This window comes from Eikenella exigua (genome assembly GCF_008805035.1).
GTDB classification, from domain to species: domain Bacteria; phylum Pseudomonadota; class Gammaproteobacteria; order Burkholderiales; family Neisseriaceae; genus Eikenella; species Eikenella exigua.
Genome location: NZ_CP038018.1, coordinates 221,986 through 234,993 on the forward strand (window position 1 = coordinate 221,986; position 13,008 = coordinate 234,993).

Annotated in this window: 20 protein-coding genes; all 20 read right to left on the bottom strand. The window is 60.0% G+C overall.

The window, feature by feature from the left end:
* Window positions 1-5: 5 nt before the first annotated feature.
* Window positions 6-1,403, bottom strand: coding sequence for a phage tail sheath family protein (locus EZJ17_RS01175; protein ID WP_067446628.1), 1,398 nt, complete (start codon window positions 1,401-1,403; stop codon window positions 6-8).
* Window positions 1,404-1,412: 9 nt separating this feature from the next.
* A complete protein-coding gene (locus tag EZJ17_RS01180; protein WP_067446630.1) occupies window positions 1,413-1,910 on the bottom strand; it encodes a Gp37 family protein in 498 nt (165 codons plus the stop codon).
* On the bottom strand, window positions 1,910-2,350 hold the full coding sequence (locus tag EZJ17_RS01185) for a DUF1320 domain-containing protein (protein WP_023888047.1): 441 nt from the start codon (window positions 2,348-2,350) through the stop codon (window positions 1,910-1,912). The genes EZJ17_RS01180 and EZJ17_RS01185 overlap by 1 nt, the downstream gene beginning before the upstream one ends.
* Window positions 2,351-2,353: 3 nt before the next feature.
* Window positions 2,354-2,719 (bottom strand): hypothetical protein, encoded by a 366-nt coding sequence (locus tag EZJ17_RS01190; RefSeq protein ID WP_067446632.1) that lies wholly within the window; start codon window positions 2,717-2,719, stop codon window positions 2,354-2,356.
* A 2-nt stretch (window positions 2,720-2,721) separates the two neighbouring features.
* Window positions 2,722-3,063: a capsid cement protein gene (locus EZJ17_RS01195; protein ID WP_067446634.1), complete on the bottom strand. Its 342-nt coding sequence runs from the start codon at window positions 3,061-3,063 to the stop codon at window positions 2,722-2,724.
* Between the two features lie 51 nt (window positions 3,064-3,114).
* Window positions 3,115-4,050, bottom strand: coding sequence for a major capsid protein (locus EZJ17_RS01200; protein WP_064087602.1), 936 nt, complete (start codon window positions 4,048-4,050; stop codon window positions 3,115-3,117).
* Window positions 4,051-4,083: 33 nt separating this feature from the next.
* A complete protein-coding gene (locus EZJ17_RS01205) occupies window positions 4,084-5,187 on the bottom strand; it encodes a 2-oxoacid:acceptor oxidoreductase (RefSeq protein WP_151085953.1) in 1,104 nt (367 codons plus the stop codon).
* A 201-nt stretch (window positions 5,188-5,388) separates the two neighbouring features.
* A complete protein-coding gene (locus tag EZJ17_RS01210; protein ID WP_023888052.1) occupies window positions 5,389-5,760 on the bottom strand; it encodes a Mor transcription activator family protein in 372 nt (123 codons plus the stop codon).
* Entirely contained in the window at window positions 5,757-6,233 is a 477-nt protein-coding gene (locus tag EZJ17_RS01215; RefSeq protein WP_067446638.1) for a gp16 family protein, read from the bottom strand. The genes EZJ17_RS01210 and EZJ17_RS01215 overlap by 4 nt, the downstream gene beginning before the upstream one ends.
* Before the next feature lie 57 nt (window positions 6,234-6,290).
* Window positions 6,291-6,566: an HU family DNA-binding protein gene (locus EZJ17_RS01220; protein ID WP_067446640.1), complete on the bottom strand. Its 276-nt coding sequence runs from the start codon at window positions 6,564-6,566 to the stop codon at window positions 6,291-6,293.
* Window positions 6,567-6,614: 48 nt separating this feature from the next.
* Window positions 6,615-6,812 (bottom strand): hypothetical protein, encoded by a 198-nt coding sequence (locus tag EZJ17_RS01225; RefSeq protein WP_151085957.1) that lies wholly within the window; start codon window positions 6,810-6,812, stop codon window positions 6,615-6,617.
* 4 nt (window positions 6,813-6,816) lie between these two features.
* Window positions 6,817-7,704, bottom strand: coding sequence for a recombination-associated protein RdgC (locus tag EZJ17_RS01230; protein ID WP_151085960.1), 888 nt, complete (start codon window positions 7,702-7,704; stop codon window positions 6,817-6,819).
* Between the two features lie 2 nt (window positions 7,705-7,706).
* Window positions 7,707-8,318, bottom strand: coding sequence for a DUF3164 family protein (locus EZJ17_RS01235; RefSeq protein WP_179946230.1), 612 nt, complete (start codon window positions 8,316-8,318; stop codon window positions 7,707-7,709).
* On the bottom strand, window positions 8,305-8,721 hold the full coding sequence (locus EZJ17_RS01240) for a hypothetical protein (RefSeq protein WP_064087595.1): 417 nt from the start codon (window positions 8,719-8,721) through the stop codon (window positions 8,305-8,307). Before EZJ17_RS01240 ends, EZJ17_RS01235 begins: the two co-directional genes overlap by 14 nt.
* A 9-nt stretch (window positions 8,722-8,730) precedes the next feature.
* Entirely contained in the window at window positions 8,731-9,237 is a 507-nt protein-coding gene (locus EZJ17_RS01245) for a hypothetical protein (RefSeq protein ID WP_064087594.1), read from the bottom strand.
* Window positions 9,234-9,383: a hypothetical protein gene (locus EZJ17_RS10220; protein WP_156502918.1), complete on the bottom strand. Its 150-nt coding sequence runs from the start codon at window positions 9,381-9,383 to the stop codon at window positions 9,234-9,236. Before EZJ17_RS10220 ends, EZJ17_RS01245 begins: the two co-directional genes overlap by 4 nt.
* Window positions 9,384-9,661: 278 nt before the next feature.
* Window positions 9,662-9,937: a hypothetical protein gene (locus tag EZJ17_RS01250; RefSeq protein WP_067446648.1), complete on the bottom strand. Its 276-nt coding sequence runs from the start codon at window positions 9,935-9,937 to the stop codon at window positions 9,662-9,664.
* A 5-nt stretch (window positions 9,938-9,942) separates the two neighbouring features.
* The gene (locus EZJ17_RS10225; RefSeq protein ID WP_023888069.1) at window positions 9,943-10,086 is read right to left on the bottom strand and encodes a hypothetical protein; all 144 of its coding nucleotides are present in this window, start codon (window positions 10,084-10,086) and stop codon (window positions 9,943-9,945) included.
* A gap of 1 nt (window position 10,087) precedes the next feature.
* Window positions 10,088-11,227, bottom strand: a complete 1,140-nt coding sequence (locus EZJ17_RS01255; RefSeq protein WP_151085963.1) for an ExeA family protein — start codon at window positions 11,225-11,227, stop codon at window positions 10,088-10,090.
* Window position 11,228: 1 nt separating this feature from the next.
* Window positions 11,229-13,007, bottom strand: coding sequence for a DDE-type integrase/transposase/recombinase (locus EZJ17_RS01260; protein ID WP_151085965.1), 1,779 nt, complete (start codon window positions 13,005-13,007; stop codon window positions 11,229-11,231).
* Window position 13,008: the final 1 nt, after the last annotated feature.

Genomic DNA, 13,008 nt, shown 5'->3' on the forward strand with positions numbered 1-13,008 from the left:
CTTCCTTATCGTTGGCTGACCAAGTTGGCCAGATATTTGCGGGTCATCACGCTGGCATTGCTGATGCGCTCGGCCGGCAGCTTGGGCGTGTATTCGTATTTGAGCGGCACTTGGCCTTTCGAGAAGGCATCCACCAAGTCGTAGTCGTAATCCAAGTCCACGCTGTAGCCGACAATGGATTGCAGGGTGCCCAGATAGGTGCGGATGGAGCCGAGCAGGCTGTCAATCAGGGCATCGTCAATCGGGCGGTCGATATACTGCAATTCGAAGCGGCGGATGGATTCGTCGATCACGTCGCCGGTGCGTTGCGCCACTTCGAAGTTTTTTATGTGGCTGACGGTCGGGAAGCAGGCCAGGCGGTTGCCCCAGAGGCGGTAGCCGGTGCCGTAGCTGTTGAACACCGTGGTAATGCCTTTTTCGTTGAGGCGGTTGGTGTCGCTCTGCGGGTCGTCGGCGCGGGCGGTCAGCGGCATTTCGATGCCGGTCACGCCCAGCAGGTCGCGGTTGGACGAGCTGTACCAGTAGCCCTGTTCCACATCGGTCTTCATGCGCAGGCCGGCAGCGTGGGTAGCCAGGCTCTCCACGCCGAGCAAACCCAACACATAGGGATAGAACAGCATCATACGGTCGCTGGAGGTTTGGAAGTTGATGCTGCCCAACGGGCCACGGCCTTCGATGGCCTTGCTCAGGGTGGTCTGCTGCGGGGCGGCGGCGTAGCCGATAGCCTTAATCTGCTCGGCCAGCACTTCGATGGCGGCACGGCATTTGGCGGTCTTGTCGTACTCGGGGACGATGATGATTTTGGCATCGGCGCCGAAGCGGTTGAAGCCTTCAATCACCGCCTGCAGGCCGGTGCGTTTGCCGGTGGCGGCCACATAGGCGCCGATGATCTCTTCTTCGGTTACCTTGGACGGGTCGGTGTAGGTATAGCTGATGGTCGGCGTGGTCGGTTTGGTTTTGAACACAATCTCGCCGGCCAGGGCATCGGTGACGGTGTAGTCGCTGCCCTCGTTCAGGGCGCTGGCACCGTCTTTTACCGTGTAACCCGTTTGCAAAGCCGGATGGGCGGTGCGGGCGGTCAGGGTGTCGGCATCGACCGTCAGCGCCTCGTCAGCCACGCTGCTCTTATGCTTGGCCGGGTCGCACACATTGACCACATAGGCGGTACCGGCCTTGTAGCGGGTAAAGATATTGGCGGCATCAGACAGGGTAAAACCCTTGCCGGTCAGGCTGCTGCCAAATTGCAAGAAATCGCGGGCGGCTGCGCATACGGTCAGGGTATTGATCGCACCGGCCGGAGCCGTGCCGACAATGGCGGTAATCGCGCCGTCTGCGGTGTAGATCGGGCTGGTGCCGCCGTCGATACGTTTGGTTTCCGTACCGTGGTGGAAAGCTGCGGACATAATAATCTCCTAGGGTTTGGGTTTGATATCGGGGTTGAGCGGCTGGCCTTGCTGCCGCAGGTACAGGCTGCTGACTTTGGGTCGGGTATCCGCCGGGCGGCGTTCGACCTGTTGGGTTTCGGTTTGGGCAATCAGCTGGTACTGCCATGCCCCGCCTTCTTCGGCCAAAAACTGCTCGCTGATTAAATGGCACGGTTCGCAGTCTGGCGGGCGGTAGCCGGTGATGGCCAGCCGCAATGCGTCGAGCAGATCCAAGGCCGCGCCGTCATGGTTCAGGCCGCGCCCGAACACGGTCAGCGCCAGTGTGACGTCGCGCTGCTGGCCGATTAGGCCGAGGCCGTCCGGGCGGGCAAACTTGCTGCCTTGATAACCGACCAGCACCGCGCCCAGCGGTGCCATAAAGCGGTAGCCGGCCGGGTCGTCGGGGAACAGCTCCACCGTGTAGGCGGGCAGCTCGGCGGCCAAGTAATCGCGCACGGCGGTCAGAATCGGGCGGGTGGCAGACATCAGTAGCCTCCCCAATCCTGCTTGGCATTGCCGCGCACACGGTAGGCACCGCGCTCGGCCTGCGGCCGCTCGGTATCGCTGGCCAATTCGTCGGCACGCACACCCAAATGCAGCTTGCCATCACGTACCTGCGCCAAAAGCTTGAGCGCGTTGTCGTAGGCTGCCTGCAAAGGTTTGGGGAAATCGGCAGTGTTGATGCGGCGGGTATGCAGCCAGTAGCGCGCGATGTCGCTGCACACCGGCCGCAGGATGCTGGGTACCGGCTCCAGCGGCAGGGTGTAACGACCCATCAGGTAGCCGTCGGCAATTTCGCAGGCATAAGCGATGGCTCTGTCGACCACCGCCCAGTCCGGCTCGGTGCTGCCGCCGATATCGTTGGTCAGTTGGATCAGCTCGGCCAGGCTGACGGCAGCCTTGATGTCTTCGCGCGTGATATACATGGCTTATTCCTTTTTGCCTCTGCCGCGTGCTTTGCCCTGTTCTTCAGCCTGCTCGGCAGATTCTGCCGGCTGTTCGGTTTCAGCCTGTGCCGGCTGCTCTGTCTCGGCAGGCTCGGTTTCGGCCTCAGTCGGTTGTTCGGGCTGGGTCGGTTCGGCAGGCGGCTGTTCCGGCACCGGTGTTGTGCCGTCCGGCTGGTAGCCGGATGCGGCCAAGTCTGCGTCCGAGATGCTGCCTGCGGTCACATGTGCGGCCACCAGCTCGTACTGCTCGGGTGTCAGGTCTACGGCCTCACCAGACTCAACGCGGAATTCCTTGCCCTCGGCATCAGCCAGAATCAGCGGGGTGTTGGCGATATAGGTTTTAATCATGGCTAACCCCTCAGTAAAACTTGGATCAGCTCGCCCGCGCCGGCAGCGGCACTGCGGGCAATACCGACGGCCTTGGCACTGCCGGCAGTTTTAACGGCGCAGCCTTGGGCATCGGGCGATACCTCGTCACCTACGGCCACCGTGCCGCCGCTTTCCACTACCACTGTGCCGATGGTGTCAACGGCCAAGATTTCGTTGATGTCGGCATCGTAAGGGGTGGCGCCCAGCACCTTGTCGGTAGCCGTAGCCTGTTTGCCGGCGAAGCTCACAAAACGGTTGGCCACGATTTTGCCGGTGGTTTTAACGGTGGTGACCAAGACCACCTGTTTGGTCGGTTTAGACATATTGGTTCTCCTTCAGGCTACCTGAAAATCTCAGGCAGCCTGTTTTTAGGTTTAAGCAATGGCTTTCTCGAAGAGATAGCCGCAGGCACCGCCGATGGCGGCAGCTTTACGGATGTCGGTGTAGCGCACGTACTCCACCTTGCCGCCCACGCCTTCGTAGCGGTCTACTACCGGCATGCCGCGGCGGCGGAAGGTATAGCCGAAGGCGGGCATACCTTCGTCGTTGCCGGCTTCGACCGGTTTCGGGCGTACGATCAGGCTGGCGAAATTGCCCCACACATCCTTGGTGGCTTTCTTGCCGTCGGGTGTGGAGATGGCCTCGCCGACGATGATTTCTTCCACATCCAAGAGGCGGGTCAGTTGCTCGAGCGTAAGAATCCCGCGGTCGCTGTTGGCCGACAATTGCCCACGCAAGCCTTTATGTAGGATCAGCTTGCTGTACACCGATGCCCCCAATACCAGCACGTTCGGGCGCACGCCACAGGCGGCACGCACTACTTCCCTTGCATTGGCAATATCGGCCTGTACATCGGAGGTATCGTCGCTCCACTGCTTGGTGGCCGACAGGTCTTTGCTGTGGCCGCTCTCGTAGGTGGGCTTGGCCTGAATCAGCGCGGCAATCTCCAACTCCTGTCGCAGCTGGATACCGGCGGTCACGCGGCGGGTGGCCTTGGCCTTCTCATCAAACACCGATTCGTGCTGTGCGCGGTAGTCCACGCCGGCGGCCAAATCGTGCTCTTCCAACACCACCGACATCTTGCCCGGGAAGTCCAGCGTAATCACATTGCTGGCGGCACCCACGGCACGTTCGGTTTCATACTCGATCAGCGAGCCTTTACCGAACTTCGGCACTTTGATGCCTTCCTTCTCGGTCAGTACCACCGGCATGATGCGTTCGCCGATGAAACCACCCTGTCTGTAGCCCAGCGCCAGTTTGGTCAATACTTCGTCCACTTGGCGCAGGTTGCCTAAATACGTGTTGCTCATGTTTTTATCTTCCTTTACTGGATAAACGGTTAATCAATTTGCCGTGCGGCGCGCGGCTTCTTCGTAGGTGATGCCCTCGGCTTTCTGCAAAGCCAAAGCCCGCTCGTGGTGGCTCATGCCCTCGGCGAAGTTCAGGCTGCCTTTGGCCATCTGCCCGGTCGGCAGCTGCTGCGGCAGCACCGCCGCCAAAAACTTGCGCAGCGCAGCGCCCAGCGGCTTGGCTGCCTCACCCTCGCCGAAGTCGGCGGTGGTGTGCTCGGGGTGCTCTGCAAAATCCAGCACCTGCACTACCAAGGCTTTGTCGGCAGGTTTCAGGCGGCCTTCTTTTACTAAGCCCTCGGCAAAGTCGGCGTTTTGCTTGTGCGACGCGTCGCGCAAATCTTTTGCCTGTTCGTCTTGCAGTTTTTTCAATTCGGCCTTGGCCTGGGCGGCATCGGCCTCCGCCTTCTCACGTGCGGCCTTTTCGGCAGCCAGTGCGGCGGCTTGGTCTTGTTCAGACATGGGAGACTCCTTATGGTCGGTTGGGTTGGGGGTGGGAGGGGGATCGGCAAACAACACCGGGTCGGGAGGCAGGTCGGGCCGGGCGGCCATTTCCTTGATGCCTTCGATTTCCCAGTCCGGCACCACCTTGTCGGCGGCGTCTTGGCCAAACTGGGCAATCAGCCATTCGCGCATATTGCGCCACAGCCGGGCGGCGATACCGTGTGCCGCCTCGGAAAACTCAATCACGCCGTCCTCGGCCGCGCCGAACTCAATCGCCCGCAGCCCCTTGACTGCCGGGGCGTGTGCGCCGAGGAAGCCGACATGGCGCAGGTAGTAGCTGTCCGGCACCGGGTTGTTCGGATGGCCGGGCGGCCAAAAGGAGGCGGATACCTTCTTGTAGCGGCCGGCGCGGACGGCAGCGGCAAAGCCATCATCCATTTGGGCAAACTCGGCAGTCAGGCTGCCGCCGTCAGCCGCCAGCTTCGGCACCCAGCCGTAGGCCGGGGCGTTCATGGCCGGATGGCCGATGACAATCGGTGCTTCGTGCAGCTTCGGGTCGTACACTTCGGCGGCACGCTGTACGTCGGCATCCGTGATGTTCCACCGGCTGCCATCGGCGCTGATGCGCTCGCCACTTCGAAAAATCTCAAACATAAAAAATCCCCATCACTCGTGTTAAGCGAATGATGGGGCATGGGCTACCTGAAAGTCCTTTAAACGGGTTTAAAAAAATACCTCCGAAGCCGGCATCGCCAAATTTGCGTTTTAAGCGCGTTCTGGCAGCGGGATAAGCAAACGTACCAAACCGTAAAAAGACATCGGTCAGGAACGTTCCTGACCGACCTTGTGCGCGTTTTAATCTGTTTTACTCCCTTTGCCTTTCCCTTCATCGAACAAATCCTGCTGTGCGGCGTCGATTTTAGCCTGTCGTACCCGTTCGATGATGCGGTAAATCCACTGCTCCGAAAACCCGTACTCGCGTGCCAGCTCTTTTTGATTGGTACCGTCGAACTTGTCAAAGATTTCTACGTCGCGCTCGTCGATGTCCCACAGCACCCCGTGCGGGATATACAGGTTCTGTCCGCCCCATTCCCGCGCCATACGTTTGGCCACATGGTTACCGATGGTTTTGGCCTGTTTTTTGTCCGCCACCCCGGCAGAATGCACTTCCTCTCCGACCTTGGCTGCCAAATCGGACAGCAGCTCGGCCACCCTTGCCTGCGTCATGTTCCCGCTCCTTCCCGCGTTACCCGCTGTTTCCATTTTTTCAAATGCTCAATCACCCGTGAGGCATCGTCCACACTCAGCCAGCCCTGATAATCCACGCCGGTCATGCGGCTGACGAAACGAGCCAGGCTCAATTCTGAAGGACTGCGTACCGCGCCCAAGCGGTGCAGCTCCAACCACAGGGCGCGGATTTTTTTGATTTGCGCGTCCACCCCGGCCGCCGCTTCGCGCACCGGGATATCAGGCTTGCCACCCTTAGCCTGCGCCTTGGTGGTGACCACAAAGCCCATCGCCTTCATGCCGCGCAGCGCCAGCTCCAGTTCGTCCAGCGACAGCTTGGTGCTGCTGGTCTTGCCGCCGCTGGCATTGGCCAGCAGCCTGCGGTAGGCGGCATCGTCCAGCATCAGCTGGTTTTTGGCCACGTGCAAGAGCTTAATCAGGCGGGCTTTCTTGTGGGCTTTGGGTTCACGCATTTGGACTCTCCTAATGTTCCACTGATGCCGCCGCATCGCAGCGGCATGGGTTGAACATCACACTTTAACCAAGTCTTTGAGCTTCTCGCTCGGGGCAAACTTCACTTTGCGTTTGGCCGGAATCTCGACCGGCTCGCCGGTTTGCGGGTTGCGGCCGGTACGCGCTGCCGTCGTGATTACCTTGAACGTCCCGAAGCCGGGCAGGGTTATCCGCTCGCCTTTGGCCAAAGCCTCCGTGATACTGTGTTGCACGGCCATCAGCGCGATTTCGGCATCGGCCCGGCTCAATTCGCCGTGTTCGGCAATGGCTTTGATTAACTCTGATTTAGTCATGGTTTAACTCCTGTTTAAATTGCGGCAGGCCGTGCCGCTCGGTATTACTTACTGGACGGTACACGCCTGGAACTCCTTGCCGGTTACCGCCTTAAACTCCTGCTTAATCAGCTCCATCGCAATCAGGCCGAGATTTTGCGCGATGCTGCCGCTGTCTTCTCCCGGCTCGGGCAGCCGTTCGTCTGACGTTATTTTCAGCATGACCCCGCGCGGGGTGTCGGCAATCATGATGGTTACGGTGGCCATATCGTTACTCCTGCCAACCGCCCATCAATTCAACCAGCTCGCCGATTAAGGCGCTCAGGTTGGTGGACACGATGAGCTGCGAAGCAGCGGCCAAGTCGGCAGCATCGTCGCCGTGGTTTTCCGCCGCTTCCTGCAGCACGTCCAAATACTGGATACGTTTGAGCGTGAACTCGCTGGTTAGCACAAAGGCAACCCGCTCGTCCCAAACCAAGCCTAGCTCGCTCACTATCTTGCCGCAGCGCACATGGCCGGCCACTTCCTCGGCTGTCAGGTCTTGCCGTTTGATGCGTATTTCCGGCGGTACATCACCAGCGCCTCGCAATGAGGCAATGTCATCCAACTCAAAGCGTCCAGCGGCATGGCCGCGCAACAGCCATTCAGTCATCAGTGCAGATGGCGTTTGGCGGGTGTGCGCCAGCTGGGCTTTCAAGCCGCCCAAGGCTTCGCGCAGTTTAGCGAGCAGGTTTTCCGCTTTGGAGGCGGCGGCGCTGTCCACCAGCAACATGCCGTTGGCAAAGAGTGCACGGGTATGGGTGGCGCGGACAAAGGCTCGCGGCAGCAACTCATCGGTTACCTGCTCCTTCAATTCCTGCCGTTCTTTGCGACCGACCGAACGACCTTCCTGCTGCTCAATACGTGCCACCCGTTCGCCTACCGCCCGCTGGATGACACTACCCGGCAATACCTTCTCCTCCCGCCTTAACGCAATCCCCATTGTTTGTTCAACCTTAAAGACCAATTCGGGGGTGAAGCTCTGCGGTGCGGCAAAACCCTCGGTAAACCAATCTAACCCACCGCACGGGGCAAAGGGTGCGTCGGCTAATTTATCGGCCAGCAGGGCGGCATTCGGGGTTTCAGGTAGCCTGAACACGGTACATTGACTAAACCACATAATTACACCTTCGCGATATCCAAATTCATCAAGCGATACTCGCCGTTGGCATCGCGCTCGTGCACCCGTACAAAGGCCTTGCTGGTATGCACCTGCAGGCTGTCGCTCAATGCGTCCATCGCGCGTTGCCATTTCTCGTCGCTGATATCCAGACGGCGCAGCCCCAGCACGCGGGCGGTGCTGATATTGCCGTCGCGGTCGGTGGCGAAGGCAGCGTTGATGATAGCCAGCAGCTCGGGGCGGCTGCCTTCCGAGTATTCGCGGATACATTCGTCAATCAGCACTTTGGCAGCGGCCAGCCCCTCGTCGAATACCAGGGCATCTTGCATCGCCAGCTGCACGCGGTATTGGCCGTCGAAACTGTGCAGGCGGATATTGCCCTTCTTGCCGCCCAGCGAGGTGCCGTACTGGTTGGCAGAGAGTTCGGCAAAGGCCGCAATCTCGTCCATCGCCCAGCGGCGGTATTCCTGCAACTCTTCCTGTACCGCGCGGGCGCGGGCGGTAATCTTCTGCACCAGCTCGTCACGCAGCAGGTCAATCGGGCGGATGTTGGCAATCGGCACCAGATTGCCTCGTGCGTCCTTCTTGTATTGGCTCATATCAATTTGGCTCATCTTCATTCCTTCCATCGTCTAAAAATCGGTTCCGTTCAATCATCTTGTCGGCCAGCATGCCTAACATTTCGGCCAAGCGCTTTTTGTTTCTGGCTATTTCCTCTTCCGTCCACACCTTTTTCGGGGCTTCCAGCTGCGGCGGGGGCGGCACGGGCGGGATACAGGCAATCAGCATTTTCGGGGTTGGCCAGCGGTCTACGGTTGCCCATAACGCGCCGAAGGCCTGTCGTATGCGCGGTACGTCGCGCTCGTCGTCCCAGGCAATCGGCAGCGAATCGAAAGCGGCAATCCATGCCTGATACGTCCCGTCGGCCGCATCGAGCGGCGGATGCCCAGGCAACCGCATGGCGAACATGTGCTGGATGCCGGACACCAAGGCATTGTTTACTTCTTTGGTCATCATTTCGGGTCATCATCGCTTAAACTTCTCACCGGCTGCGGCCGCTTGCAGGGTGCTGCTGGCCGCGGTCTGTTGTTGCGGGTTAAGGCTGCCTGAAAGGGCGGTATCCGCTGCCGGAGCCAAGGCCGTGCCGGCGGTTTTGTCCGGCGTCCAGAAGGTCAGGTTCTCCAGCAGGAAGCCGTGGCTGGTCAGGGGCGGGGTCAGCTTGCCGCTGTCGCGGGCTTCGATAACGCGGTTAAACGCCCAAATCCATGCCTCGCGCGGCGCGGGGTAGCTCTGCCGCTTGCGGGTAATCTCACCCGCCTGAATCAGCGGTACCAGCTCGCCCAGCAGTTTGGCCGCCCGCGCCCAGCTCAGGTCGCGCTCGCCCGGGCGGAACAGGCCGAGATAGCGCAGCGCGGCTTTAGCCAGCTCGTCGGAGATACCGGCCAGCGCCACCATCAGACTGCGCGCCTCGTCGTGGGTAATCAGCACCTCAAGGCTGGCGGTGGCGCCGCAGCAGGGGCAACGGGTTTTCATTTGCCCTCCCGGTTGATAAAGATGTCGTCGTATCGGTTAAAGGCGGCCATACACACCACTATCAGTAGCATAGCCGCCACCGTCAGCACCAACACGCCGGAGACGATGCTGGCCAAATACCAGATAACTTTTGCTACGGTCACCATGTCTTATTCCTCCTTCTGCTTGGCAGGTTGGATTTTTGTGCCGCAGAATGGGCAGTAGCTATGAGTAACTGATGTCTTCATTTTTTTACTGCTCTGTTTCCCATTCTTCCGGGTAACGGTTTCTTCCCACTCCACTTGGGTATAGGTCACAACAGACAAATCCGGCATCCGGAAGCCCGTCTGTACAAAGGTAGGTTTGACACTGACTACCCGACCTTCGGCCTCTAAAGATTTCTGTATTTTTTCAAGGTATGTTTCCAGACAATTGCAGTTCATCGTTATTCCTCCACCGGGTCATACACAATCCCACGCCCCCGCTCTTGATCGCTCATGCGCTCGTACACTGCTGCCGCTTCGGCGGCCTCGCTCTCGGCCTGCCGCTCTTTGGCTGCCAGCCGTGCCGCTGCCGTATCCGGCTGTCCCACCAGCTGCCGATGGGCTGCCGGCTGCGGGGTGCAGCTGCCGGCCATGGCGGCATAGGCCACTGCCACGATGGCGGCAATCAACCAGTTCCGAGCTTCGCGGCGGGCAACGTTTTTTAATTCCGGCCACATGGTTGTTATCCTTTCCAACTGATGCGGATATAACGCACCGCTTCGCCGATACCGATGCCGATGATGACCAGCGCCAGCGCCAAAGTCAGCGCGTTGCCGAGCACCTGCCAGCAGCTTGCCTGTACAAACCAGTTCCAAAATGCACTCATCTCACACCCCCCTTACCATGTCGCCGTCTACCGGCATCTGCAGCTCGGCCGCCTGATTCATGGCCGCCGATACCAAGTTGTTCACCGCCAGCGGGTAGAGCAGGCTGTGCTCTTCCACCCCGCGCCCGCTGCGGCCGCGCACAGTCAGCCGTTCGGCCACCGCGTCAATCGCGCTCTCGTCCATAATTTTGGTGATGTCGCCGCCGGCACGTTCGATTTTGTGTTTCAGGTAGCCTGCCAGCCGTCCGTCGGTCAGCGGCAAGAGTGTCACCACCTCGCAGCGCTGCACCACTTCGCGCACAGCCGGGTTGTTTTCGCTGAGCTTTTGCGCCAGTTCGGTCTGGCCGATTAGTACGATGCCGAGCAGGCGGTCAAAACCGTTTTTCAACTCAAAAAAGCGTTTCAGGTGCTTCAGGGTGGGAATCGGCAGGCCGTGTGCCTCTTCGATAATCAGCACATGTTTGTTGCCCGCCTTCGCGCTCTCCTGCAGGGCGCGGTGGATTTGGCGGAAACGTGCTTCCGAATCGCGGTAGGGTCGTGTGCCGGGCGATACGGCTTCCAAGATGGCGGCGGCAATGTGCGCGGCTTTCAGGGTTTTGCCCTTCACATCGTTGTCTTCCATCGCCAGCACATACGGTTCGATGGTGATAACCTGCCTGCCATCACGGTTGATGCGGTCTTGCAGGTCTTCGCGCAGGGTGGACTTGCCCGCGCCGCTTTCGCCGACCACCGCCACAAAGCCGCCGTGGCAGGCCGTCTGAAACATTGCCTCGCGTACATAGCGCACATCAGGGGTCATATACACATCCTCTGCCGACCTGATTTCATCGTTGAATGGGTCTCGTACCAGGCCGAAATAACGGCGGGTGGCTTGGGTCAAAGTGGCTTTTCGTAGTAACATATCGTCGTCCTCGCTTTCATTAGGGTGGGCAGGTGCGGTTTCCGGCTCGTTTCTCAGGCTCGCTGGGATGTCCGCACCATTCAGTTTAAAAAAGTCTCTCAGTTTCCCGCGCAGCTCAGCTGCGCCTTTTTTCGGCCATTCGCCGTGGTTGATTACCGCCACCAATCTGGGCTTGCTGCAGCCGATTTCGGCGGCAGCCACGGCGTACGATTTGCCGATTTTTCTAAATGCTTCCTTCATCTCATGCCCCTTTCACAATCCGCAGGCTGCCTGCGGTTTTCAGGCGGCCGAATACCTCTTCGATTTGGCTGGCGGCCACCCCGTCCGGATACAGCCGTTGCAGGGTTTTCACCGCCTCGCCCCAGTTGCCGCCGGCCGCTTCGATGCGCGGTTTGAGCAGCTTGGCCAGCTCGACCTTGCTCAACACCTGCTCGCGGACTTCCATCGTGTTGTAGGCCATCTGTTGCCCTTGCTTGGGCATATACAGGGTGTTGGCGGCGGCCAGCGTGTCTTCCTGATGTTTGAACGGGTCGATTTCGCCGCCGAAGGGCACCGCCTTACCTTTGCGTTTGGCCGCTGCCGCTTCCAGCGTGTCGGCCTGCATCGCCAGCTTGTCCAGTTCCTTGGCGTGGCTTTGGGCGATGGTGTCGGCCTGCCCTTTGTATTCCGCACCGATGACGGCGGCATCGGCTCTGAAACCCATCTCGTCGAACACCACCTCCGGCACCGCCTGCCAGATTTCGTTGCCTTCGCTGTCGTAAGTGGCGATACGTGCGCCGGTCGGCTCCCACGGGTTCTTGGCCACCAGCAGTTTCTGCCCCACCAGCACGCCCTTGATGTCTTTCACGCTGTACACCCGGCCGCCGAAGCGGATTTCCAGATCGGGCGACACCTTGGCTTCTTTCGGCGCAGAAACGGCCAGCTCGCGGCAGTAGTCGGCAGGCGGTGGCAGAATCAGCTGCTCGGCCTTGATTTTGTTCCACGCCTGATAGCGGGTCAGGCCGTGTCGGCTGTGAATCTGCGTGCCGTTGTAGTAACGCATCCAGCGTTCGGCCAGGCGGTTCAGCTGCCCGATGTCGTGCACCTCGGTAAAGCGCAGGCTGCTTTCAAACGCCGTTTCCACAATGTCGTTGCCTTTTTCCACCTGTCCTTTGGCGCGCGGGTTGCCCGGCTTGTTGATCTGCACATGCACGTCCAGCGACTTGCACAGGTTTTTAAACGCTGCCGAGGTATTCGCACTGCCCGGGTCGAGCATCACCATGCGCGGCACGCCGCGGAACGGGTCTTTCAAGACATCCTGTTTCTCCTGCATCATGAAGATAAAGAAGTCGCACAGGTTGGCGCTGGTCTCGCCGCCGAAGTAGTAGCGGGCGAGAATGGTACCGCTGGCGTGGTCGGTGCCGGTGTAGCGCCACACGCGGTCGTTTTCGATTTTGACCACGTTTTTCGGTTTGTTTTTGTAGAACTCTTCCTGCTTCATTACCCGCAGGCCGCTGTCCTCGCCGCTGCGCGGCAGGTAGTAGAGCACGCACAGGCTGGGGTCGATTTGCCAGCAGTGGTTCGGGTGTTCCGATTTCATGCGGTTTACCGGCGCGGGCTGCAGCAGTTGGTCGGGGTGCAGCTTGTATTCGCGTAGGGCGCGGGTAACCGTGCTCTCGGACAAGGGCAGCACCTCCCCCGTTTCCTCATCCACGCGGGCGGCGTCGATTTTGCCGTTGGCGCGCAGCATCTCCACCGCGCGGGCTACCGACATCAGCCGTTTGCCGTTGCGCCGCATCGCCTCCATCAGCACGGCCGAAATCAGCTGTGCCTCGTGCAGACTTAATTCCGAGCGGCCGGCATCGCTGCGCCGTTTGCGGCCGGGCTTCACACTGACCGCTTCCAGCTTGCGGTACAGCGTGGCCACGCTGATGCCCAGCTCGGCCGCCTGGCTTTTCAGGTAGCCTGCCTTCTCGCCGTGGCCAAGGGTGGCTGCATGAGCGGCCACGGCAGCCAGTTTCTCGGTCAATGCAGGATTCATG